The sequence below is a fragment of the Kitasatospora sp. NPDC001175 genome (genome assembly GCF_053598215.1).
Map to the genome: position 1 here is coordinate 26476 of NZ_JBSFJU010000036.1, position 22532 is coordinate 49007.

The 22532-nt window shown below is 70.2% G+C and carries 23 protein-coding genes; 2 read left to right on the forward strand and 21 right to left on the reverse strand.

Annotated elements, in window-relative coordinates:
* Positions 1–168 precede the first annotated feature (168 nt).
* On the forward strand, positions 169–777 hold the full coding sequence (locus ACWDAK_RS24245) for a M23 family metallopeptidase (RefSeq protein WP_344639809.1): 609 nt from the start codon (positions 169–171) through the stop codon (positions 775–777).
* Between the two features lie 161 nt (positions 778–938).
* Here the strand turns inward: ACWDAK_RS24245 and ACWDAK_RS24250 are convergent, their stop codons facing one another.
* From ACWDAK_RS24250 to proS, 18 genes are all read right to left on the reverse strand, one after another.
* Positions 939–1568 carry a TetR/AcrR family transcriptional regulator gene (locus ACWDAK_RS24250; protein ID WP_344639810.1) on the reverse strand — a complete coding sequence of 210 codons (630 nt, stop codon included), beginning with the start codon at positions 1566–1568 and terminating at the stop codon, positions 939–941.
* Positions 1569–1797: 229 nt separating this feature from the next.
* On the reverse strand, positions 1798–2808 hold the full coding sequence (gene whiG / locus ACWDAK_RS24255) for an RNA polymerase sigma factor WhiG (protein WP_344639811.1): 1011 nt from the start codon (positions 2806–2808) through the stop codon (positions 1798–1800).
* A 495-nt stretch (positions 2809–3303) separates the two neighbouring features.
* On the reverse strand, positions 3304–4560 hold the full coding sequence (dprA, locus tag ACWDAK_RS24260; protein ID WP_344639868.1) for a DNA-processing protein DprA: 1257 nt from the start codon (positions 4558–4560) through the stop codon (positions 3304–3306).
* Positions 4561–4796: 236 nt separating this feature from the next.
* A complete protein-coding gene (locus ACWDAK_RS24265) occupies positions 4797–6449 on the reverse strand; it encodes a YifB family Mg chelatase-like AAA ATPase (RefSeq protein ID WP_427394449.1) in 1653 nt (550 codons plus the stop codon).
* Between the two features lies 1 nt (position 6450).
* Positions 6451–6933 (reverse strand): YraN family protein, encoded by a 483-nt coding sequence (locus ACWDAK_RS24270; protein ID WP_344639813.1) that lies wholly within the window; start codon positions 6931–6933, stop codon positions 6451–6453.
* A 145-nt stretch (positions 6934–7078) separates the two neighbouring features.
* Positions 7079–7405 carry a DUF2469 domain-containing protein gene (locus ACWDAK_RS24275; RefSeq protein WP_344639814.1) on the reverse strand — a complete coding sequence of 109 codons (327 nt, stop codon included), beginning with the start codon at positions 7403–7405 and terminating at the stop codon, positions 7079–7081.
* On the reverse strand, positions 7402–8025 hold the full coding sequence (locus tag ACWDAK_RS24280) for an NUDIX hydrolase (protein WP_344639869.1): 624 nt from the start codon (positions 8023–8025) through the stop codon (positions 7402–7404). The genes ACWDAK_RS24275 and ACWDAK_RS24280 overlap by 4 nt, the downstream gene beginning before the upstream one ends.
* Positions 8026–8212: 187 nt before the next feature.
* Entirely contained in the window at positions 8213–8977 is a 765-nt protein-coding gene (lepB, locus tag ACWDAK_RS24285) for a signal peptidase I (RefSeq protein WP_427394448.1), read from the reverse strand.
* A 145-nt stretch (positions 8978–9122) separates the two neighbouring features.
* Positions 9123–10124, reverse strand: coding sequence for a signal peptidase I (gene lepB, locus ACWDAK_RS24290; protein WP_427394447.1), 1002 nt, complete (start codon positions 10122–10124; stop codon positions 9123–9125).
* Positions 10125–10353: 229 nt separating this feature from the next.
* A complete protein-coding gene (lepB, locus tag ACWDAK_RS24295) occupies positions 10354–11370 on the reverse strand; it encodes a signal peptidase I (protein ID WP_449806500.1) in 1017 nt (338 codons plus the stop codon).
* On the reverse strand, positions 11354–12073 hold the full coding sequence (gene lepB / locus ACWDAK_RS24300) for a signal peptidase I (protein ID WP_344639818.1): 720 nt from the start codon (positions 12071–12073) through the stop codon (positions 11354–11356). Before lepB (ACWDAK_RS24300) ends, lepB (ACWDAK_RS24295) begins: the two co-directional genes overlap by 17 nt.
* Positions 12074–12471: 398 nt before the next feature.
* Positions 12472–12822, reverse strand: coding sequence for a 50S ribosomal protein L19 (gene rplS, locus ACWDAK_RS24305; RefSeq protein WP_344639819.1), 351 nt, complete (start codon positions 12820–12822; stop codon positions 12472–12474).
* 153 nt (positions 12823–12975) lie between these two features.
* Complete coding sequence (trmD, locus tag ACWDAK_RS24310) at positions 12976–13794, reverse strand: tRNA (guanosine(37)-N1)-methyltransferase TrmD (protein ID WP_344639870.1); 819 nt, start codon at positions 13792–13794, stop codon at positions 12976–12978.
* A 5-nt stretch (positions 13795–13799) separates the two neighbouring features.
* Positions 13800–14489, reverse strand: a complete 690-nt coding sequence (rimM, locus tag ACWDAK_RS24315; protein ID WP_344639820.1) for a ribosome maturation factor RimM — start codon at positions 14487–14489, stop codon at positions 13800–13802.
* A 157-nt stretch (positions 14490–14646) separates the two neighbouring features.
* Positions 14647–14886: an RNA-binding protein gene (locus ACWDAK_RS24320; protein WP_030275689.1), complete on the reverse strand. Its 240-nt coding sequence runs from the start codon at positions 14884–14886 to the stop codon at positions 14647–14649.
* Positions 14887–14888: 2 nt separating this feature from the next.
* Entirely contained in the window at positions 14889–15320 is a 432-nt protein-coding gene (gene rpsP / locus ACWDAK_RS24325; RefSeq protein ID WP_344639821.1) for a 30S ribosomal protein S16, read from the reverse strand.
* A 595-nt stretch (positions 15321–15915) separates the two neighbouring features.
* Complete coding sequence (locus tag ACWDAK_RS24330) at positions 15916–16494, reverse strand: hypothetical protein (RefSeq protein WP_344639822.1); 579 nt, start codon at positions 16492–16494, stop codon at positions 15916–15918.
* Between the two features lie 432 nt (positions 16495–16926).
* The gene (gene proS, locus ACWDAK_RS24335; RefSeq protein ID WP_427394446.1) at positions 16927–18339 is read right to left on the reverse strand and encodes a proline--tRNA ligase; all 1413 of its coding nucleotides are present in this window, start codon (positions 18337–18339) and stop codon (positions 16927–16929) included.
* Between the two features lie 202 nt (positions 18340–18541).
* Between proS and ACWDAK_RS24340 the strand changes: the two genes are divergently transcribed.
* Positions 18542–19375 (forward strand): class I SAM-dependent methyltransferase, encoded by an 834-nt coding sequence (locus tag ACWDAK_RS24340; protein ID WP_344639824.1) that lies wholly within the window; start codon positions 18542–18544, stop codon positions 19373–19375.
* Between the two features lie 234 nt (positions 19376–19609).
* Here the strand turns inward: ACWDAK_RS24340 and ACWDAK_RS24345 are convergent, their stop codons facing one another.
* From ACWDAK_RS24345 to ACWDAK_RS24355, 3 genes are all read right to left on the reverse strand, one after another.
* Positions 19610–20155, reverse strand: coding sequence for a GNAT family N-acetyltransferase (locus ACWDAK_RS24345; RefSeq protein ID WP_344639825.1), 546 nt, complete (start codon positions 20153–20155; stop codon positions 19610–19612).
* 270 nt (positions 20156–20425) lie between these two features.
* Positions 20426–21985 (reverse strand): signal recognition particle protein, encoded by a 1560-nt coding sequence (gene ffh, locus ACWDAK_RS24350; protein WP_344639826.1) that lies wholly within the window; start codon positions 21983–21985, stop codon positions 20426–20428.
* Between the two features lie 98 nt (positions 21986–22083).
* Positions 22084–22521, reverse strand: coding sequence for a hypothetical protein (locus tag ACWDAK_RS24355; RefSeq protein WP_427394445.1), 438 nt, complete (start codon positions 22519–22521; stop codon positions 22084–22086).
* Between the last annotated feature and the right edge of the window lie 11 nt (positions 22522–22532).

The window sequence follows — 22532 nt, forward strand, 5'->3', positions numbered from 1 at the left end:
GCGAACCTCCTTCTCCCTCCTGTGGTGCGCACTGCTGTGGTGCGGGCGCGGACGACGCACCACGCGCGCTCGCGTTCTGCCAGCAGGCTTCCGGGCTTCCGTCCGAGGCTTCCGGGCCTGCCGCGATTCGGCTGCCGAGGCGGCGCCGGGTGGGGCGCCGACACGGCCATGCCACCGCCCACGCCGGACCGGCGCCTGGAGGCGATGCTGCTCACGCTGTTGCTGGCCGCCCTGATGCTGGCCTGTCCGCCGCCCTCCGCCCATGCGGTGGCGGCGTCGGGTGCCGCGCCCGCACTCGGGGCCGGTTCTTGGTCCGCGCTGTCCGCACTCGGCCCCGGCCCCGGCCCTGGTGCCGGCCGTGCGTGGCCGGTCGGCGGACGGTCCGGCCTGTTGCGACGTTTCGACGCGCCACCGGAGCGGTGGGCGGCCGGTCACCGCGGGGTGGACCTCATGGCGCCGGAAGGCGCGACGGTACGAGCCGCCGCACCCGGGGTGGTGTCGTTCTCGGGCATGGTCGCCGGCCGCCCGGTGGTGACGGTGACCCACCCCTCCTCCGGCACACCCCCGCTGCGGACCACCTACCTGCCGGTCACCGGAAGCGTTCCGATCGGTGCCTCGGTGGCGGCAGGAGAGGCCATCGGGACGGTCTCCACGGGGACCGGACACTGCGCAACCGGCTGCCTGCACTGGGGACTGCTCCGCGGGAAGCGCTATCTCGACCCTCTGGCGTTGCTCGGAGGCGGCCAGGCGCGGCTCCTGCCGCTGGACGGCACCTGACGTCGGCCCGAATGACATCAGCCGCGTGACGTCAGCTCGGCCGGCCGGTTACGGACCGAGCCATGGGCCTGGCGGGCGGGCACGGCTCGCGAGAACCTCGACCGGGCCGGCCGCCCGGCGTGGCGGGCACGACTGGAGAGCCCCGGTCGGCCAGGCGTGACTCAGGCGGTCCGGGACGGGGACTCGGCCGTCTTCGCCGGCGCCACCCCGATGACCTTCTTCGCCGTCGCCACCTCGGTGACGAGTCCGTGCAGTGCAAAGGTGACGGCGGCGTCCGAGATGGCCACCGCGTCCTCGACCGGGGCACGTTCGGCCTGCCGGACCGCTGCCTCGACCACGCCCTGCAACAGCGCCGCCGCCAACCGGGGCTGCTCGTGTCCGAGTTCCCGGAGGGCCTGAACGACCAACATGACCAGCTCGGCGTGGGAGGCACGGATGCGCTCTCGGGCCGCCGCGTCCAGTTCGAGCATCGAGATGGCCGTGACCGCGCGGTGCCTCGGGTCACCGGCTAGCGCCAGCTGCCCGCGGACATAGGCCTCGACCCGGGCTTCCGGACCGTCGCAGGCAGTCATGCCCGCCTCGATCTCGGCTGCCCAGAGCGGAAAGTCCACGGCGCAGAGTTCCTCGACCACCGCGGCGCGCGATCCGAAATACTCGTACACCGAGGACCTGGCCAGACCGGTCTTCGACGCGAGGGCCGGGAAGGTGAGGGCGTCCATCCCACCGTCGGTGAGCAGAGACCGGGCAGCGTCGAGAAGGGCTGCGCGCTGCAGCTGACGATGCTCGGCCACTGTGGCTGCTCGGATTTTCGGCACGTTCCTACTGTACGGAGACCGATGACCGCCCGGTACAGCACCACACATCCGGCGGCCGCCGGACGTCCTGGGCGGGCGGGCCCGACAGCCCGCCGATCTCGGCAGTCTGTGCACACCCGCCGGCAAAGAGTCCGTCAGTCGATGTCCAGCCGACAGAGGCCCGCAAGCCGATGCCGGCCGATGGGAGGCCGTCAGCGGATTTCCGTCAGCGGATGTCCGTCAGCTTGGCCCGGAGCTGCAGCACGGACTTGGTGTGGATCTGGCTGACCCTGCTCTCCGTAACACCCAGCACCTGGCCGATCTCGGCGAGGGTGAGGCCCTCGTAGTAGTAGAGCGTCACCACCGTCTTCTCCCGTTCGGGGAGGGTGTTGACCGCCGTGGCCAGCAGGCGGCGCAACTCCCGGTCCTCGGCGATCTCGACGGGGTTGTCCGCGCCGGTGTCCTCGAGGGTGTCCATGAGGCTCAGCCGGTCGCCGCTCTCCCCCACCGGGTGCAGCAGCTCGTCCAGGGCGACGACGTTCGCGAGCGAGAGCTGGCTGAAGATGGCGTGCAGGTCCTCGATCGCGATCCCCATCTCCGCGGCCACCTCCGGCTCGTGCGGGGTGCGGCGCAGCCGGGCCTCCAGGGTGGCGTACGTCCGCTCCACCGCCTTGGCCTTCTGCCGGACCGAGCGCGGGATCCAGTCAAGTGCCCGGAGCTCGTCGATGATGGCGCCGCGGATCCGGCTGATGGCGTAGGTCTCGAACTTGATGGCCCGGTCGACGTCGAACTTCTCGATCGCGTCGATCAGGCCGAAGATCCCCGAGGAGACGAAGTCGGCCTGCTCCACATTGGTGGGGAGACCGACACTGACTCGGCCCGCCACGTACTTCACCAGCGGCGAGTAGTGAAGGATCAGCTGCTCGCGCAGCCTGGCATCCCCTGTCTCCTTGTACGAGCGCCAGAGCGACTCCAGGGCTGTTCGTTCGGCGCTCGCGTGGGCGCCGGCCGCGGAGGCCGGCACGGGTGTGGCAGCCGACCGCGTCGCGGATACAGCGGACGGCGGTACGGCGACGGGCGGCACGGCGGACACCTGCGTGGAGGCGGGCGCGGCACCTGGGGGTACCGCACTGCCGGGACCGCGCCGGGCGGCCGGCGGCCGGGCACCGACCGGGGGCGAGGTCTCCTCCTTGCCACCCGAGGACGGTGGCCGCCCGGCCTGCCGGGTCAGCCCCATCACCCCTGGCGCCTTCGGCTGGTGATCAGCGGTGGGGCGCGCCTCGGCCCCTGGCCCTCCCGAGGACCGGAGGCCACCGACTACCCGATGTCCGGGAATGTGTGTGGGCATGCGTTGGTCTGCGCCGTTCTGCCGAGTCATGTGCTGATAGGAGACACTGCGAGCGTAGCGTGACCGACTCGCTGCAGTGTGCTACCGCCACTCGGTCGTCCCTCGAACCGGTGGCGAGCCCGGCGCGTCGTTCTGCGCTCGCCACCGCTGCGGCGGGTTCACCACCTCCGGGACGATTCGGCCCGGTCGGACCGGGCAGCCGGCAGGTGATCCGGCAGGGCATGGATCTACGCTCCGCCTGGGCTGTCCCGTCGGCACACGGTCCGGCGTGACGCCTTGCGGACCGTCGGGGCCTCGCCCAGGGGCACGCTGCCTGCTGGGCGCCGTGGTGGTGCCCCGCCCGCCGGACCTCGTAGCGGCGCGTCCCCGGGGACGTCCGGTGTCTCAGTGCGTCGCAGGTCGGGTTCTCCTGACGAGCCTCCAATGCGCCCCGAACCGCTCCACGAAACCGAGCGAGCCCAACTCGTAGAGCCGCTGCAGCACTTCGTCCTGCGGCAGCCCCGCCGCGCGCGCCAGACACTCGACGGGCGCACCGTCGGCGGTGGCTGGCACCGCCTCCAACACTCTTGCCACAGCGGGCTCCAGGTGGTCCCTGGGCAGGACGGGCCCGGAACGCTTCGGTGCCAGGTCGTCCCCGATGGCTCCGATCAACTCGCCGACCTCGGCGGCGTCTGTGACCAGTGTGGCGCCGCCGCTGCGGATCAAGGCGTGTACTCCGGCAGAGAGCTCCGAGGTCACCGGGCCGGCCACGCCCATGGTGTGGCGGTTGAGGTCCCGGGCGCGGCGGGCCGTGCTCAAGGCCCCGCTGCGGAGGGCTGCTTCGACCACCACCGTCCCTCGGGTCAGTGCCGCTATCACCCGGTTCCGGAGCACGAACCGGAATCTGTTGGGGTGTTCGCCAGGCGCCAATTCGCTCAGCAGCAGGCCCTGTTCGGCGATCCGTGAGATGAGTTCGGAATTGCCTGGCGGATAGGCCTCGTCCACCCCGCAGGCGAGGACCCCGATGGTGATGCCGCCGACCGCGAGCGCGCCCCGGTGAGCTGCGGCATCGATTCCGTACGCCGCGCCCGAGACGACCACCCAGCCGCGTTCGGCCAGTTGGGCCGCCAGTTCTCCGGCGACGTGCGCTCCATAGGTGGTGCAGGCCCGGGCACCCACCACGGCGACCGAGCGCAGTGCGAGCAGGCGGAGCGAGCCGGTACCTCTGGTCCAGAGCCCGACAGGTCTGTTGTCCCCCAGGTCATCGAGCTGTGAGGGCCACTCGATGTCGCCCGGAATGATGAACCGCCCACCGAGGCTGTGCACCCGCTCCAGATCCGCCTCGGGGTCGAGACCCGGGAGTCTGGCCCGGTATCCGTCGAGTCTGGTGGCGTCCAGATCGAGGTACCCGGGCACCGTGCGCGCACGGATGGCCTCGATGAGGGTGGGCGCGTTGACCTTGGTGAGCCATCGCCCGATCACCGCGTCGCCAGGCTCGATGAGGCGGGCTAGGGCCGCTCGGGCGAGCCGCTCCGATTCCCGTCCTTCGCGACTCGGCGGATTCGAGCCGAGGACGGGCTCGCCCGCCGACCGGTCGGCCGCACTAGCCGGACCGGGGTGGTTGGGCCCTGCCGAGGGGATCAGCGGCGGCTGGACCGACAGGGGGCGGTTCGGTGTCGTGCGTGCTGACGGGGATCGGGGCAAAGGAGCCGTTTCCGGCGCTCCGGGCGGTCTGTCGGATAGTGCCCTACGGGCGGGCGTGGAGCGGGCGGGATTCGAGCGACTGGGCTTCGAGTCGCCGGGAGCGCTGGTGCGGTTCATCTGCACCTCCATGGGGACGGCAGATCGATCATGGGTATGGCAGATCGGCGGGTCTGCTCATCGGCCCCGACTGCTGGTCAGTTCTCGCCGCCCAGGTACAGGTCGGGATCCTGGTAGGCGAGCGGCTTGGGAGTCGTGGCCGGAAGACCGCGTTCGACGCCGGTTCGAAGAACCAGGGCGGTATGGACGTCGATCCTGGTGGGGCGGTCGCGGCCGACCAGATCGGCGACCGTCCAGGCGACCCGGAGGACCCGATCGAGCCCTCGGGCGGTCAGGATGCCGCGCTCCAGTTCCCGCTCGGCATCGATGAGGGCACCGGGCGCCAACTTCCACCGCGTGCGTAGGAAGTGCCCCGGCACCTCGGCGTTGGTACGCCACGGGGTGTCGCTGAGCCGGGCGGCTGCACGGGCACGCGCGTCCAGTACCCGGGCTGCCACCGTGGCGGTGCTCTCGGCCGTTCTGCCGCCGTCCAGCAGCTCCACCCTCGTCACGGGGGCGACCTGGACCTGGAGGTCCACCCGGTCCAGCAGCGGCCCGGAGAGCCTGGCCTGGTAGCGATGGACCATCGCCGGGGTGCATTCGCAGCCCTCGCCCCGCTGGGAGAAGCGGCCGCACGGGCAGGGATTTGCTGCCAGGCAGAGTTGGAATCTGGCCGGCAGTCGCAGTGATCCGGCGGCTCGTGCAATGGTCACCTCGCCGGATTCGAGCGGCTGTCGCAGAGCGTCGAGCACTCTGACGGGGAACTCCGGGGCTTCGTCCAGAAAGAGGACGCCCCGGTGCGCCAGTGAGACCGCGCCGGGCCGGGGCAGACCACTGCCTCCTCCGACGATGGCCGGCATGGTGGTGGAGTGGTGCGGCGCGTAGTAGGGCGGTGTGTCGATCAGCGGCCGGTCGGGCGGCAGCAGCCCGGCGACCGAGTGGATGGCCGTCACCTCCAGTGCCTCGGCCTGGCTGAGCGGCGGCAGCAGCGAGGGAAGTCGCTCAGCGAGCATCGTCTTCCCCGCGCCCGGCGGACCCTTGAGGTAGAGGTGGTGCCCGCCTGCGGCAGCGATCTCCAGGGCACGGCGGGCCTCGTACTGACCCGTGACATCGGTAAGGTCCAGCCTGGCGGCCCCCTCCCGCAGGTGGCCGTGGACCCCGGCTCCGGGGACAATCAGGCCAGCCAGCGACGGATCGCGCCGCCCGGACAGCTGATCCGGCTCCTCGTCCGGTACCGGTGCCTGGGTGAGTACGGCGATCAGTTGGCGCAGGCTGCGGACGCCGAGGACGGAGACCCCTGGGACAAGAGCGGCCTCGGCAGCGGTCGGCTCCGCGACGACGACGTGCTTGTACCCCGCGTCCGCTGCAGCGAGGACGGACGGAAGCACTCCCCGCACCGGACGGACCCGCCCGTCCAGGCCCAGCTCGCCGATGATCAGCAGATCGGCGATGGAGGCCGGCTCCAGCCGCTCGGCCGCTGCCAGGACCGCGCAGGCGACGGCGAGGTCGAAGCCGCTGCCGCTCTTCGGTACGGAGGCCGGGCTGAGTCCTACCGTCAACTTCCGCTGCGGCCAGCTCTCCCCACTGTTGACCACCGCCGCGCGAACACGATCCCGAGCCTCGGTGAGGGCTTTGTCGGGCAGACCGACCAGAGTGAAGGCCGCGAGGCCGGGTTCGAGGTCTGCCTGCACCTCGACCACCACGCCGTCCACCCCGACCAACGCCACCGAACACGTCCGGGCGAAGGCCACCTCACACCGCCCCGCGGTAGTGCTCGACCTGGGCGGCGCCCTTCAGCCGGTTGACCACCGCGATCAGGTCGATCCGGACCCCACCGGGTGGCAGAGGAGCCGGGCTGGCCAGCAGGGCCGCCTGCGCCTCGACCCCGGGCTCGACCGCCGGATCCTCCCCGGCTGCCGTCGCAATGCGGGCGAGGCCGTCGAAGTGGGCCGGCCAGCGTTCGCCGAGCCAACGCTCGGCCAAGTGCCGCAGACGCTCCGCCTTGGTCCGGTCGATGGCTTCACTCGGCTCCTGGAACCCGCGCTCGGAACGGGTCTTGACCTCGCAGACGGCGAGCGTGTCGCCGTCCAGGGCGACGATGTCCAGCTCGCCCTCTGCGCAACGCCAGTTGCGCTCCAGGATTCTCAGGCCGCCCGCGGTGAGCCACCGGGCGGCCACTTCTTCGCCGTAACGGCCGAGTCCGTTGTTGGAACTCTGCACGGCTATCACCTCCATGCCAGGGAGGTTGCCGATCCGGCCGCATTCAGGCCAGAGAGTCCTCAATTCCTGTGGATAACCCTGGGCTGTGGATAACCCAAGTAGCTCACAAGAGTGAATACCGGGCAGAACACTCGACATCGGGCCGGAGCCCGGACCAATGTCAGCTGCCAAACGCCGCATCGTCGGAGGGCAGCTCCAGGTCGCTCTTCGCCAGCTCCTCGATATTCACGTCCTTGAAGGTCAGCACTCTCACCTTGCGGACAAACCGGGCCGGTCGGTACATGTCCCAGACCCAGGCATCCGCCATCGACACCTCGAAGAACACTTCGCCCTGGACCGAGTGCACCTGCAGCTCGTAGTCGTTCGTCAGATAGAAACGTCGCTCGGTCTCGATCACGTACCTGAACAGGCCGACGACGTCCCGGTACTCCCGGTAGAGCTTGAGCTCCATCTCGGTCTCGTACTTTTCGAGATCCTCGGCACTCATTCAGGCGTCCCCTCAACTCGTCTGGTCCACCCCATTGTGGACCACCGAACCCGCCGGGAGAGCCTTACCGGCAGGACTGGCGGGCCGTCCTTCAGCAGGCGGTCGACCAAGTCCGCCAGCGCCGCCGGGTAGACCGTCTCCTCGGTCACCCGCAACTCCGGCACCGTCCACCAGCGCGCGGTCATCAGCTGTGCGTGTTCCTCAGCATCGCACGCGACGGGTCGCCAATCGGTACCCCGGCCTCCGGCTCCGACTCCTGTCTCGCTTCCCGGCCCGCAGTCCCGTCCATCCACCGGTCCACAGCCCTCCCCACTCTCGCGGCCACCGTCCCAGAGGCGGGCCAGGTGGAAGCACTGGTCCTGCTCGTAATGCCGTCCTTGGAAGGAGTAGACAACCGTGTCGTACGCCACCACCGGCCCCAGCTCGACATCCCTCAGCCCGGTCTCCTCCGCGAGCTCCCGCAGTGCCGCATCGCGCGGTTCCTCGCCCGGCTCCAACCCGCCGCCGGGTGTGATCCACCAGCTGACGCCCGGGACAGCCGGGTCCGTGCCGCGGAAGAGCAGGATCCGGCCCTCGCCGTCCAGGAGCAGGACCCGCGCCGCGCGCCGCCGCTCGACCATCCCCGTCACCTCCACACCCTACGGAAGCCGCCCCGCTCGCCCGGGGAGCACCCGAAGGCATCCCGCTCGCCTCGGAAGCACCAGGAGACGCCTCAGCCAGCCGATCGCGCGTTGCCCTGGGGCGTGCCCGGCAAATCGCTCCGGACTTCCCGGCCACCCGGCGTGGACCGGTCCACCGAAGCGCTCATCAACCGCTGCGGCGTCCGAGCCTGCGGGCGAGCGACACGATCCCACCGGCGGCCGAGGCGAGCACGACCACCCCCGCGCCACCGGCCATCGCGTACATCGCCGGGCCGGCCGGCCCCGGCCTGGCGGCCAGCGGCGCGCCGAGTCCGTCGAACGCAACCGTACGCTTGGTCACGGCGAAGCGGGCATAGGGCCAGACCGTCGCCTCGACCCGAGCGGTCACGTCGGTTGCGGGGACGGTCCCGCTCGCGACATCGAGATGTGCTCGCGAGTCCAGCGAGTTCGCCCTGAAGTCCCCGAGCAGGAACAGCCGCCCAACCGGGACGATCGTCTTGAAATCGGCTCCGGGCATCGCCGACGTCTCCACGTACGGTTCGTCGATCGGCTTGCCGTTCACCAGCAGGCGCAGCTTGGAGTCGCAGCACGCCACGGTGTCCCCACCGACCGCCACCACTCGCTTGACCATCGTCTGGTCGCCCCACTGCGGGTCCCGGAAGATCACGATGTCCCCCCGGCCGACGGCTCCGCCGTTCACCGTGCGGGCCAGCACCGTGTCCCCCGAGAGCACCGTAGGGGACATCGAATCGGTCGGGACCCGGTACGGACGGTAGTTGAGTGCGATCACCACGAATCCGCCGATCATCGCGGCGAAGCCGAGGCCGATCACCAGGCCGTGCAGTACCGAGACCAGGCTCCGCCGTTTCACCGCGCCCGTTCTGCCGGCCGCCGCCGACGCCGGAGTCGTGTGCTCCACGACACCGCTCATCGCCACCGCCCCTTCCAGGTCGAATCGCGCCCGACACGAGTGCGCCGCGGCGGGCTCGGAAAAGCCGACAGGCCGTGGCACGTGCGAGCAGATTACTCGCCGGTACCACGGCCCGCGCAAGACCCGACAGCAGACTCGGAACGTCTCAGCGGCGGGACCGCCGAAGCCACCAGACCACCGGCAGCGCGACCCCCGCCCCAGCCACCGGAGGCGTGAACGGCACTGCCGCGGAGGCCAGTCCCTTCTGGTCGAAGGTGCTCGGCACCGGCAGCGTCGCCCAGTCGCTGATCGGCCAGGCAACCACGAAGGCACGGCCGATCACGTTGCCCACCGGTACCGTCCCACCGCCTGGCTGGTCCTGGTGGAACCGGGAGTCCAGCGAGTTCCCCCGGTGATCGCCCATCACCCAGATCCGCCCCACCGGCACCTTCACCGGACCGAACGGCCTGTCACCGCAGGGCGTGTTGCCCGGGAAGATGTACGGCTCGTTCAGCGCGACCCCGTTGACCTTGACCGGCCCAGTGCCCTCGCACTCGACGGTGTCGCCACCAACTGCGATGACCCGCTTGATCAGGTCCTTCTCGTTGGCCGAGGGCATGAGGCCGATGAAGCTGAGCACGTCCTGCACACCCCGGACGAAGGAGTTGCCACTCTGCTGGACGGGCTCGTCGGCCAGCCAGCCGCCCGGGTCCTGGAAGACCACCACATCACCGCGCTCCGGCTCCGCACCGAACCACGGCGTGAGCTTGTCCACCAGAACCCGGTCGCCGATCCGCAGAGTGTTCTCCATCGACCCCGAAGGAATCGAGAACGCCTGGACGAAGAATGTCTTGATCACCAACGCCAGGATCAGCGCGATGCCGACCAGGATGGGCAGTTCCTTCCAGAAGGAACGCTGCTTCGGCGGCTCCGGAGTCTCCTCGGAGTCATCGTCCGATGCGCTCGGCGAACCGTCTCCGCCGTCGCCGCCACCCAGCCTGGCGGCCCCGTCGTCCGGTCCCCCGGTGCCCGACTCACCCGCTTTGGAAGCCGATCCGCCCTCGCCGGGCTCCGGCGGCTGCGCGGACTCGGCGGACCGGACAGTACGACCACCGGCGCCTTCCGGCTCGGGAGCCCCCGAGCGGGCGCCGATCACCAGATCCCCCACAACATCTCCTCCCTGCTGTGCGGACGCCCGCGCGCCCGCGCTCACCAGTGCCGCACAGCGGGCACCACGCTCTGTGACCGACCGTCAACCCGCCTCAGGCCTGCCCAGCACGGGCGTTCCTGACACCGGCACAGCCTCCGGAGGCAACCGGAACGTGCACCGAGCGCTCCAGCACTTCTCTATCACTCCAGGACATCACGCCACCGCTCCCACACGGCAGATCCGGTGATCAACCGGCCGGCCACCCGGGCCGGACCACCGCCCGCCTCGGTCGCGCGAGGAACGGAGCTACGCCCAACACACCCATAACGAGCGGAGGTTCCGCTGGATCCGGGTTGGCCCCGGCCGATTCCGCGGTGCCCGAAGCACGGTCGAAGTCGTGCGGATTGAAGGTCCTCGTAGACGAAGGAAGCGCGGAAAATGAGGTAGGTACGTCAAGTTGGCGCATGCGTCCCATCGGCCACGCGATCACGAAGGCCCGACCGATCACATTGGCCACCGGGACGGTGCCGTCACCGGGCCTGTCCATGTGGAACCTGGAGTCGGCCGAGACATCCCGATGATCACCCATCACCCAGAGCCTTCCGGGCGGGACGGTGACTTTGAACGGCCGGCTCGACGGCGCGTTGCCGGGCGCGACGTAAGGCTCGTCCAGCGGCGTGCCGTTGACGCTGACCCGGCCCTTGGCGTCGCAGCACTCAACCGTGTCCCCGGCAACACCGATCACCCGCTTGATCAGATCCTGCTCGTCCTCGGACGGCAGCAGACCCACGTAGGAGAAGGCCTGTTTCACCCTGCGGAGCACCGGTCCGTCCGAGGAAGGCTTGTGCTCCGACTCCAACCAGCCGCCGGGATCCTTGAAGACAACCACTTCGCCGCGCTGCAGCTGCGCGCCGAACCAGGGAGTGGCCTTGTCCACCAGCACCCGGTCACCGATCTGGATGGTCTGCTCCATCGAGCCGGAAGGGATGACGAAGACCTGTACCAGAAACGTCTTGAGCAGCAACGCGATCACCAATGCGACCACCAGGATCATGGGCAGTTCACGCAACAGGGACCGGCGTCTGCGGCGCTCTGCTCGACGTGCTGTCCGTCGGCGCTCGGCACGCCCTCGGACAACAGCAACCTGCTCTGCCCCGGGGCGAGGAGCTGACTCGGCCGTTGATCCAGGTATCGACTCCGTCGCTGCGAGAGCCGGCGAGCCGGTCGGCGAAACGACCGGCCGACCCCTACCTCTGACCCCCATGGCCACCAGTCCCCTCCACAGCGGTGAACCCGGCAGGGCGCCCCAGTGAAGACCAGCGTCCGATCGGGAAGACCACCCAGTCCGCGCGGCCGATCACCTTGGCCTCGGGAACGAAGCCGCCACCGGGCTCACCGAGGTGGTCCCGCGAGTCCCGGGAGTCACTCCGGTGGTCTCCCATCACCCACAACTTCCCCGCCGGCACCACCACATCAAAGGCCACCTTCGAGGGGGTGTCACCGGGATACAGATACTCCGACTCATTCAACGGCGCGCCGTTGACCTTGATCCTGCCGTCGGAACCGCAGCAGGTGATCCGGTCCCCGCCGATCCCGATCACTCGCTTCACATAGACCGAGTCACTACCGGAGGACAGTCCGAATCCAGCGAGAAAGCGCTGTGTGGCAGACGCTTCGGAGGCGTACGGGAGAAAGGAGCCGATGCCGTCGAAGACCACCACGTCCCCGCGCTGCACGTGCCTGCCGAAGTCGTATGCCAACTGATTCACCAGAAGGCGGTCTCCCGGTCGGAGCGTGCCCTCCATCGACTCGGACGGCACCCCGAAGGGGCGGACGACAAAGAAGTTCAGCAGCAGCAACGTCGCCAGGCAGAGCCCGGCCCCCAGGAGGAACGTCCGTGAGAACCACCGATCCCCACCCGCCGACCGTGCCCCGCTCTCGGAGTGCTCCGCATCGTCCGGCGGCATTTCTGCGTCGGCTACGGCGATGTCCGCGCTCGGTGTGGCAGGGCTCGGGCCGACCGTGGTCCCACCACTACCGGGCCCCGCTCCTTCGCCCGCACCTGGAACGGCTCCGCCTGCCCTGGGTGCGGCTTCATCCGCACCTGGCCTGGCTCCGTCCGCACTTGGCCCGGCTCCTTCAGCACCGGCCCCGGCTCCGCCGATGTCCGCCGTGGCTTCTCCCGAGAGCCGACCTTCGCCGGAAACGACCGCGGACCGCGGCAGCGAGTCCGCACCCGAAGGTGCAGGACTGCCGTCGCGGTCCGCGGGAGGTTCGTGCGTGCTCATCGGGGCTGAGCTTATCCCTAGGGTTCTCAGCCCGGTCCGGGCGTACCCGGCCCTCGGCAGAGCCGAGGGTGAGCGGATCAGCTCTCGCGCTTCTCCTTGACCTTGGCGGCCTTGCCGCGCAGGTCACGCAGGTAGTACAGCTTGGCACGGCGGACCGCACCGCGGGTCACGACCTCGATCTTCTCGACGACCGGGGTGTGAACCGGGAAGGTACGCTCCACGCCGACGTTGAAGCTGACCTTGCGGACGGTGAAGGTCTCGCCGACACCCGAGCCGTGGCGGCGGATGACGATGCCCTGGAAGACCTGGATACGGGAGCGGTTGCCCTCGATAACCCGGACGTGAACCTTCAGGGTGTCACCGGCGCGGAACGCCGGGATGTCGGTACGCAGCGAGGCCGCGTCGACAGCAGCGAGCTTGTTGCTCATGATGCTCTCCATCGCAGGCGCCACGGGCCGCCCACGGAAATTCGTCTCAATGGGGTGTGCTGCGGGCCGCCTCGGTCTTCGACGTTCCCCCCGTGGCGGGGGCGTCGGACCACCGGCCCCTACGAGAGGAGCCCGACGACAGACAACAGTCGCTCATTCTTCCATAGCATCGGCCGCAGACCGAAATCGGCCGAGCTGCTCGTCCCAGACCAGGCCGAGAACACCGAGGGCTTCCCGCTCCTTCTTGTCGAACGCGTCGTACTTCCAACGATCGACGAGGTCGGGCCGGTTGGCCAGAGTACGGGCGAACGCCTGCTCACGGCGCCAGCGTGCGATCTTGCCGTGGTGTCCGCTGAGCAGCACCTCCGGTACGGCCCGTCCACGCCACTCGGCGGGTTTGGTGTAGACCGGACCCTCCAGCAGGTCGGCCATGGCGCCGGGGGCGAACGAGTCGTCCCGGTGCGACTCCGCGTTACCGAGGACGCCGGGCAGCAGTCGGGCGATCGCCTCGACCATGACCAGTACGGCGACCTCGCCGCCGGCCAGCACATAGTCGCCGATCGACGCCTCGACCACGGGCATCCGGGTCGCGGCCTCCTCGATCACCCGACGGTCGATGCCCTCGTAGCGAGCAGGCGCGAAGGCCAACCAGGGCTGCGCTGCCAGTTCCTGGGCCAGCTCCTGGGTGAACGGACGGCCGCTCGGGGTGGGGATCACCAGGGTCGGAACCGCGCCCTCGGGCCCCTGCGAGACCACCGCGTCCAGCGCGGCCCCCCACGGTTCGGCCTTCATCACCATGCCGGGTCCACCACCGTACGGGGTGTCGTCCACGGTGCGGTGGACGTCCGTGGTCCAGCTGCGCAGGTCGTGCAGGTGGACGTCCAGCTGGCCGCGGGCGCGCGCCTTGCCGACCAAGGAGACGTTCAGCGGCTCCAGGTACTCGGGGAAGATCGTGACGACGTCGATCCGCATTTCACTCATGCGTCGGCCTTGCCCTCACTGGCGTCACCTGCGGCGTCGCCCTCGCTGTCGGGACCGGCACCGTCCCCGGCAGATCCCGCGCCGGCATCGCCCTCGGCAGACACTGCGGCGGTACCGCCCTCGACAGGCTCCGTACCGGCGTCGCCCTCCGTCGAGCCGACGGCCACCACCGCCTGCTCGGGGTCGATCAGGCCGGGCGGCGGGTCGATCACGGCGCGCTGGTTCTCCAGGTCGATGGTCGGAACGATCTTCTCCACGAACGGCACCAGCACCTCCGTCCCGTCGACCTTCTTCACGGTCAGGAGGTCCTGGTAGGGCAGGTGGATGATCTCGGTCAGCTCGCCGACCGGGGTGCCGTCCAGCAGGACCACGTCCAGGCCGATCAGCTGGTGGTCGTAGTACTCGTCCTCTTCCTCCGGCAGCTCATCCGGGTCGACCTCCGCGATCAGCAGGGTTCCGCGCAGCGCCTCGGCGCCGTTGCGGTCCTTCACCCCGGCGAAGCGCAGCAGCAGCCGGCCGCTGTGCACCTTGCCGGACTCGACGGTCAACGGCCCCGCCGACGCCGGGTCGGTCAGCAGAACCGCACCGGGGCCGAGTCGGAGCTCCGGCTCGTCGGTGCGGACCTCGACGCTGACGTCCCCCTTGATGCCGTGGGCGCGGCCGATCTTGCCGACGACGAGCTGCACGGTGATCGCTCTCCTGAAGTTGCTGGGCTTGCGCTGCGAAGGATCGAAGGAACGGAAAAACGAAGGAACGAGAACGGAAGGAAAAGCATGGAAGGAACGAAGAAGGCCGGTCGGGACGACGAGCGTCCCGACCGGCCCCAAGCCTGACGGCTGTGCGTCAGCGAATGCTGTCCACGTCGACCAGGTCGACTCGGACGTTGCGACCGCCGAGAGCGCCGACCACGGTGCGCAGAGCGCGCGCGGTCCGGCCGCCCCGGCCGATCACCTTGCCGAGGTCATCGGGGTGCACTCGCACCTCGATGGTGTTACCCCGCCGCAGGTTGCGAGAACGAACCTGCACCTCGTCGGGGTGCTCGACGATGCCCTTCACCAGGTGGTCGAGGGCTTCCTCGATCACGATCAGGCCTCGGTGGAAGCGGCCTCGGCGTCAGCCTCGGCCTTGTCCGACTTCTTGGCCTTCGGGGTGATGGCAACACCGGTGGTGCTGTCCTCGAAGCCGGCAACGGCCTTGGCGAACAGGTGCGAGTAGTCCTCGACCTTCGGCTCGGCGACCTTCAGCGGCGCCGGAGCCGGCAGGCCCTTGAACTTCTGCCAGTCGCCGGTCAGCTTCAGGATGGCGAGCACCGGCTCGGTCGGCTGGGCGCCGACGGACAGCCAGTACTGGGCACGGTCGCTGTCGACCTCGATCTTCGAGGGGTTGTAGGTCGGCTGGTAGATGCCGATCTCCTCGATCGCGCGACCGTCACGCTTGGTGCGCGAGTCGGCAACGACGATGCGGTAGTGCGGGGAGCGAATCTTGCCGAGACGCTTCAGCTTGATCTTGACTGCCACGGGAGTGGATTCTCCTGGTGTTGACGTGGGTGAGCGGCCACTGCCATCGCGTGGGGTTGCGCGGCCAGCCGTTCAAGGGACACGCCAGCCGTAGGAGAGAGGGGTCCTGCCCGGCTGCCGAGTACTCAGCTGTCCATTCTGCCACACCGCGGTCGCCGCCCCGAATCGGGCCCTCCCCCGGACGGCGCACCGGCGGGAACGACGACCGCGCGGAGAACACCGGAGATCCCAGCGAGCCGACAGTCAGTCGCACTCCTCGAACCGACAGGCACCTCGAACAACCGACACCGCCGAGGTTCCGGACACGTCGCCCCGCCGAAGACGGCATCCCGCCCGACACGCCGCCCCATCACCCGACACGCCGCCCCATCAAAAGACGCCACCCGCCGAAGACGCGCCCAGGCGCCGCCAGCACGCACGCCGGCCAAGCACGCACACCGGCCCGGCGGCGCCGGCGACCCGACCGAACCCGCAACGCTTCCCTCAGGCCCCGCCAGGCCCGATCAAACCCCGCCGGCCCCTGACGCCCCCGACGGGAAGAGCCCTCGCCGACACCCCGACGGCAAGAGCCCCCACCCGTACGACGCCCGAGGACTCAGGCGATCCGGAACGGCTGCTGGCACGCCCCGCAGACGATCGACGCCTGGGCGAGCACCGAGGGCACTACCCGGACGTTCCGGCCGCAGCCGCAGACCGCCTTGACCCGGACGCCGCCTCCCGAGGAGCCGTGCCGCGCGGCCGGGCCCCGGAACGTACGCTGCCCGCCCTCGCCGGCCACGGCCAGCTGATGCGCACCGAGAGCACGATCGAGCCGCTCGATGGTCTGGGCGTAGCGCTCCTGGGTCTCCTTGAGCATGGTCACCTGGGAGAAGCCGCTGCTGGCGTGCGGCTCGACCGGGTGGGCCAGCCCGAGCTCGCTGGCGAGCATCAGGAAGCGGCGGTTGTGGTAGCGCCCGGCCCGCGAGGTGTCGCGGATGTCCCGCGCGGCAGCCAGGCCGTGGGCGGCCTCGTGCAGCAGCCGCTCGAAGCCGAGCTGGGTGCCGCAGGCCGAGGAGGACTCGCCGATCAGCGCCTCAGGCGAGGCGAGATCGGGGAGGTCCTGGTGGTATGCCTGGATGTCGCTCCAGGCGGCGGCCAGTTCGGCCGCGAGAACGAGAGGCTGTGTCGTGCTCACGCTATGCCAACGATGGAGTGAGAGCCGATGTTCCGCGAGTTCCCCTTCGCCGGGAATTCCCAGGAAACTCTCAGGAATGCGCATCGCTGCGCGAATTTCGCTGCTTGGATCTGACGCAAGACCAACCCCCTGCAACTGTGGGCCCAACAAGCCTCGCCGGGCTCTTGGATTTGCCTTGGGGCCGGGCCCCGCACGTGTACACGGGCACACCGGCGCCTTCCCAAGGCGGACGGCCCGTGGCAATGTCGGAAATTGACAAGGCCACGGGCCGTATACCGTACCGCTAGTTCCATAGGACCGGCAGTTGACTGGTCAGTAGTCTCAACCGGCAGTCTGCGGGCGGCAGAACAAGCGCCTTCTCCGCACCCGGAGCCAGGACCTGGAACCCGGAACCCGGAACCCGGACCGGAGCCGGAACCGGTTATCGGAACGTCAGTAGGCGCGCGCGACGATCGCGACGTTGCCGTCCTGCTCGTCCGTCAGCGGAACCGAGCCGTCGGCCGCGACGATGCAGCGCACCGAGACGCCCTGCTCGGCCAGCTTGGCCTCACCCTCCGGACCCAGCTCGGCCCAGGACATCCTGCCCCAGCCGGTCGCGGCCGCCTCTACGGCCTCGTCGATGGTTTCGACGTCGACCGTGCGGGCCTCGCGGCGCTCGCGGGACTGACGGAGCAGCAGGGCCTGGTCCTCCTCCAGGATGCCCGGCAGCAGCGCGGCCAGCGCGTCGATGGAGACCGACTCCTTGCCGCCGGGGATGCGGCGGGCGAGCATCGCGGTGCCGTTCTCCAGGTCGCGCGGGCCGACCTCGATGCGTACCGGGACGCCCTTGAGCTCCCAGTCGACGGCGCGGCGGCCGAACGGGGTGTCGGTGCGGTCGTCGACCACCACGCGGACGCCGGCGGCCTCCAGCTGGGCACCGATCTCGCGGACCTTGGCGAGCACCGCGTCATCGCCCTTGATGGCGAGGACCACGGCCTGGACGGCGGCCAGCCGCGGCGGAACCCGCAGGCCGTTGTCGTCGCCGTGGGACATGATCAGACCGCCGACCATACGGGTCGAGACGCCCCAGGAGGTCTGCCAGACGTACTCGCGCTCGGCGCCCTGGAGCTGGTAGGTGGTGTTGAACGCCTTGGCGAAGTTCTGGCCCAGCTCGTGGCTGGTGCCCATCTGCAGGGCCTTGCCGTCGCCCATCATGCCCTCGAGGGTGAGGGTGTTGATGGCACCGGCGAAGCGCTCCTTGGCGGTCTTCCGGCCGAGCACCACGTCGATGCCCAGCACGTTGGTCATGAAGTCGCCGTAGACGTCGGTGTGGATCATCGAGGCGTACGCGTGCGCGTCCTCGTAGGTGGCGTGGGCGGTGTGGCCCTCCTGCCAGAGGAACTCGGTGGTGCGCAGGAAGACGCGCGGGCGCAGCTCCCAACGGACCACGTTGGCCCACTGGTTGATCAGCAGCGGCAGGTCGCGGTGGCTCTGCACCCACTTGGAGAAGTACTCGTTGATGATGGTCTCGGAGGTGGGCCGGACCACGACCGGCTCCTCAAGCTCCTTGCCGCCGCCGTGGGTGACCACGGCCAGCTCGGGGGCGAAGCCCTCGACGTGCTCGGCTTCCTTGGTCAGGTAGTGCTGCGGGATGAACATCGGGAAGTACGCGTTCTGGGCGCCGGCCTTCTTGATCCGGGCGTCCATCTCCTGCTGCATCCGCTCCCACAGGCCGTAGCCGTACGGTCGGATGACCATGGTGCCGCGCACCGGACCGTTGTCGGCCAGCTCGGCCTTGTTGATGAGGTCCTGGTACCAGCGCGGGAAGTCGTCCGCCTGGGGGGTGAGAACGGGTGCCTTTGCCATGGGGCAGATGGTACGGGGATCGGGCGCCTGACCGTGAATCGGTTTCGATCCCACGGGGCAGGGGGCGCACGACCGCGGCGCGCGGATACCCCGTTGCACCCCTCTGGACGCCGGGGCTCGGCCGCTGTTCGCTGGTCTCGGGGGCGGAGCTTTCCGGGGGGTGTCACGAGCAGACCACCAGAGGACCGGATGGGAGGCCGCGATGGCTTCAGCGCAGGTGACGGGTACGACCGCGCAGCGACCCCGCGCCCGCGGAGGGGCGCGTGCACACGGGCGGGCGCGCGACTGGGCGGAGATCCAGGAGCGCATGCTCGTACCGCTCTACCAGGCCGTGTACGAGCGCCTGGAGGTCGGCGCGGCGACCAGTCTGCTCGGTCTCGGCTGCCGGTCGGGGCTGTCCCTGCTGCTGGCGGCGGAGCGAGGTGCCCAGGTGGCCGGCGAGGAGCTGGACACCGAGTTGCGCGAGCTGGCGCAGGGCCGGCGGCTGCGGGTGTCCCATCCCGGGCACCGTGACCGTTCGAGTGGCCCGTTCCCCCGCACGGCCTATTCGCTGGTGACTCTCTTCGAGCTGTGGCAGGCGCCCTTCCTCCGACCGCCCGGCGAGCCGGAGCGATCGGTGGCGCTGGCGGCGCGGCTCGCCCTCACGGGCGGGCAGGTCGTGCTGGCGGGCTGGGGCCCGCCGGAGCGCTGCGAGAGCGCCGTCGTACTGGACGTGGCCCGGCGACGGGCCGCCCCGTCGTCCGGCTGCGACCCGTTCGCACTGAGCACGCCCGGCGCACTGGAGGCGCTGCTGACCGGTGCTGGACTGCGCCCGGCGGGCGGCGGGCGGGTGAACTGCCCGTTCGCGTACCCGGATCTGGAGAGCGCGGTGCGCGGGATGCTCTCAACCGGCGTGTACGAGGCGGCGATCGACGACTCCGGCGCGGCCCTGGTGGAGAAGGAGCTGGAGGAGGCGCTGCATCCCTTCGTCCAGCCGGACGCCTCGGTGCGGATGGCCAACCTGTTCCGGTACGTGGTCGCCGAGAAGGTCCGCTGAGGCTGACGGGGGCCGCCGGCCCGCGCATCCGAGGCCGCCCGGGCGGAGCGGGTGACGTTGCGGGCCCGGCCGCACGGCACGGCGGTGAGCTCGCACGCCGGGGCGGCACCGGTCATCCCCGGTGCCGCCCGGGCGAGTTGGCCGGTATCGCACTGCGGCGGGAGCGGCACGTCCGTGGTGCGGATCCGGAGCACCGGACGGCCGGGACGGTCCGCTCTGGGCGCCGTGCCACCGCTACGACGCGGACAGCGGCTCCCACTCCTCCGCCGTCAGCGCGAAGCGTTCGTGGTCGCGCCAGGCGCCGGCCAGGAAGAGCATCCGGGGCGCGTAGCCCTCGTGCCGGAAGCCGAGGCGCTTGGCCAGCGCGATCGAGCGGTCGTTCTCCGGCTGGACGTTGATCTCCAGCCGGTGCAGCCCGAGACCGCCGGCCTCCTGCGGGGCGAAGCAGCGGTCGATCACCAGCCGCATCCCCTCGCTCATCCGGCCGGTGCCGGCGAACGGGAGGTACGAGTCGTAACCGAGCGCGCCGTTGCAGAACCGGCCCATCACGATGTTGGCCACGTTGCACTTGCCGACCAGGCCGCCGGTGTCCAGGTCCACGATCAGGAAGGTGCGCAGACCGGGCCCCTGACGCTCCAGCAGGTCCACCAGGCCGTCCGGCTCGACCGGGTTCCAGCGACCGACGTGCTCGGCCGAGCGGCGGACCGCCTCGGCGTACGGGGTCACGTCTGCGGGCTTCGGAGCACGGATCATCACTCGCACGCCCTCATCATCCGCCATCCGGACTGTCCCTGGCCAGGCAGCTCCGGGGCGGCTGTGGCAGCTGGTGCCCGCGGTTCCCTGGGCGGGCGGCGCCACGCGCTCCGGCGGCCGTGCGAGGGCGCGGGCCACCAGGCCGGTCCCCCGGCGGCTGCGATGACGTGTTCAGGGGCGCGGGGAACCACTCGGGCGACCGTGCGCCGCGATGGCGGGCCGGTCGCGCGGTTCCCCACGCCCCTGAACGGTCATCCCTTCGCCTCGAAGGGCGGGAAGCCCCCGGAGGACGGAAGGTCAGAGGAGGTCCTTGAACTCCTTGGGGAGCTCGAAGTCAGCCGGTCCCTTGCCCGCGCCGAGGCCGAAGGCACCGCCCTGGTCCGGGGCGTGCTGACCGCCGAGCGCCTTGCGCTGCGCGGCGGCCGCCTCCTCCTGGGCCCGCTTCAGCGGGTTGCCGGAGCGCTTGCGGCCCTTGGCCGCCGGGGCCTTCTTGCCGGACTTCTTGGCGCCGCCACCCATGCCCGGGATGCCCGGCATGCCGGGGAGGCCCTTGCCGGAGGCCATCGCGGACATCATCTTGCGGGCGTCGAAGAAGCGCTCGACCAGGTTGTTGACCTCGCCGACCTGGACACCCGAACCCTTGGCGATACGGGCCCGCCGCGAGCCGTTGATGATCTTCGGGTCAGTGCGCTCGGCCGGCGTCATCGACTTGATGATGGCGCCGACCCGGTTGACGTCCCGGTCGTCGATGTTGTTGATCTGCTCGCGGATCTGGCCCATGCCCGGCAGCATGCCGAGCAGCTTGGAGATCGAGCCCATCTTCTGGACCTGCTCCAGCTGAGCCAGGAAGTCGTCGAGGGTGAAGTCCTTGCCGCCGCCCTGCAGCTTGGCGGCCATCTTCTCGGCCTCGGCCTGCGAGAAGGTCTGCTCGGCCTTCTCGATCAGCGAGAGGACGTCGCCCATGCCCAGGATGCGCGAGGCCATCCGGTCCGGGTGGAAGGCGTCGAAGTCGTCGACCTTCTCACCGTTGGAGGCGAACATGATCTGGCGGCCGGTGACGTGGGCCACCGACAGCGCGGCACCACCGCGGGCGTCGCCGTCCAGCTTGGACAGCACCACACCGGTGAAGTCGACGCCCTCGAGGAAGGCCTGCGCGGTGGTCACCGCGTCCTGGCCGATCATCGCGTCGAGGACGAACAGCACCTCGTCCGGGTTGATCGCGGCGCGGATGTCCGCGGCCTGCTGCATCAGCTCGGCGTCGATACCGAGGCGGCCCGCGGTGTCGACGATGACGATGTCGTGCTGCTTCTGCTTGGCGTACTCGATCGAGTCGCGGGCGACCTTGACCGGGTCGCCGACGCCGTTGCCCGGCTCGGGGCCGTAGAAGGCGACCTGGGCCCGGTCCGCCACCACGCTCAGCTGGGTGACGGCGTTCGGACGCTGGAGGTCGCAGGCGACCAGCAGCGGGGTGTGCTTCTGCTTCTTCAGCCAGTGACCCAGCTTGCCCGCGAGGGTGGTCTTACCGGCACCCTGCAGACCGGCGAGCATGATCACGGTCGGGCCGGTCTTGGCGTACTGGAGCCGGCGGGTCTCGCCACCGAGGATGTTGATGAGCTCCTCGTTGACGATCTTGACGACCTGCTGGGCCGGGTTCAGCGCGCCGGAGACCTCGGCACCCAGCGCGCGGTCCTTGACCTGCTTGATGAAGGCCCGCACCACCGGCAGCGCGACATCCGCCTCGAGCAGGGCGATCCGGATCTCGCGGGCGGTGGCATCGATGTCCGCCTCGCTGAGGCGGCCCTTGCCCCTGAGGTTCTTGAACGTCGCTGCGAGGCGATCGGAGAGAGTGTCGAACACGTCGGTCGCGGGTCCCTTGCGGCATCGGTTACGGGTACTGTCGTCGCCCCCAAGGGTATCCGGCCGCCCCGGAAACGGTCTCCACCCCTTCCGCGGGCTCAGGCCGCGACGCCCTCCAGCACCTGGGTGACCAGGGCGAGATCGGCCTTCGGGATTATGATCACGTGCTGTTCGCCGCCCGCGGTCAGGTCGAGCCGGACGAACTGCCTGAGCACGGCCTTGTGCTCGGACGGCGTCACCGTGAACGGCCCCTCGACCGTGACGGTCTCCCCGGTACGGACATTGCGCCAGCGCGGCGGAACACCATCGGCCAGGTAGAGCCTGCCACCGGCAGTGTGCGCGATCTCCCCGCCCTTGCCGATCTTCAGCATCCGGACGGTGCCGAGCGTGCTGCTGGAGCAGGCCACCTCCAGGGTGGTGCCGGCCTTCAGATCGGCGAGGTCGCGCTCGGTGCTCAGCCGCCGGATCCGGACCGTGTGGAGCAGCACGTCGAGGAACGTTCGGGTGCCGACGGAGCGGCGCGTTCTGGAGGCCATGGGCGGGATTG

Excerpts from the sequence above, each read along its gene's own strand:
- proS (WP_427394446.1), bottom strand. The coding sequence starts at position 18,339 with ATGGCAAAGGCACCCGTTCTCACCCCCCAGGCGGACGACTTCCCGCGC.
- ACWDAK_RS24280 (WP_344639869.1), bottom strand. The coding sequence starts at position 8,025 with ATGGTCGAGCGGCGGCGCGCGGCGCGGGTCCTGCTCCTGGACGGCGAG.
- whiG (WP_344639811.1), bottom strand. The coding sequence starts at position 2,808 with ATGGGGCTGACCCGGCAGGCCGGGCGGCCACCGTCCTCGGGTGGCAAG.
- lepB (WP_427394448.1), bottom strand. The coding sequence starts at position 8,977 with ATGAGCGGTGTCGTGGAGCACACGACTCCGGCGTCGGCGGCGGCCGGC.
- lepB (WP_344639818.1), bottom strand. The coding sequence starts at position 12,073 with ATGCCGCCGGACGATGCGGAGCACTCCGAGAGCGGGGCACGGTCGGCG.
- ACWDAK_RS24345 (WP_344639825.1), bottom strand. The coding sequence starts at position 20,155 with ATGGCGGATGATGAGGGCGTGCGAGTGATGATCCGTGCTCCGAAGCCC.
- ACWDAK_RS24270 (WP_344639813.1), bottom strand. The coding sequence starts at position 6,933 with ATGGAGGTGATAGCCGTGCAGAGTTCCAACAACGGACTCGGCCGTTAC.
- trmD (WP_344639870.1), bottom strand. The coding sequence starts at position 13,794 with ATGCGGATCGACGTCGTCACGATCTTCCCCGAGTACCTGGAGCCGCTG.
- ACWDAK_RS24340 (WP_344639824.1), top strand. The coding sequence starts at position 18,542 with ATGGCTTCAGCGCAGGTGACGGGTACGACCGCGCAGCGACCCCGCGCC.
- lepB (WP_449806500.1), bottom strand. The coding sequence starts at position 11,370 with ATGGGGGTCAGAGGTAGGGGTCGGCCGGTCGTTTCGCCGACCGGCTCG.
- ACWDAK_RS24355 (WP_427394445.1), bottom strand. The coding sequence starts at position 22,521 with ATGGCCTCCAGAACGCGCCGCTCCGTCGGCACCCGAACGTTCCTCGAC.
- ACWDAK_RS24275 (WP_344639814.1), bottom strand. The coding sequence starts at position 7,405 with ATGAGTGCCGAGGATCTCGAAAAGTACGAGACCGAGATGGAGCTCAAG.
- rplS (WP_344639819.1), bottom strand. The coding sequence starts at position 12,822 with ATGAGCAACAAGCTCGCTGCTGTCGACGCGGCCTCGCTGCGTACCGAC.
- ACWDAK_RS24245 (WP_344639809.1), top strand. The coding sequence starts at position 169 with ATGCCACCGCCCACGCCGGACCGGCGCCTGGAGGCGATGCTGCTCACG.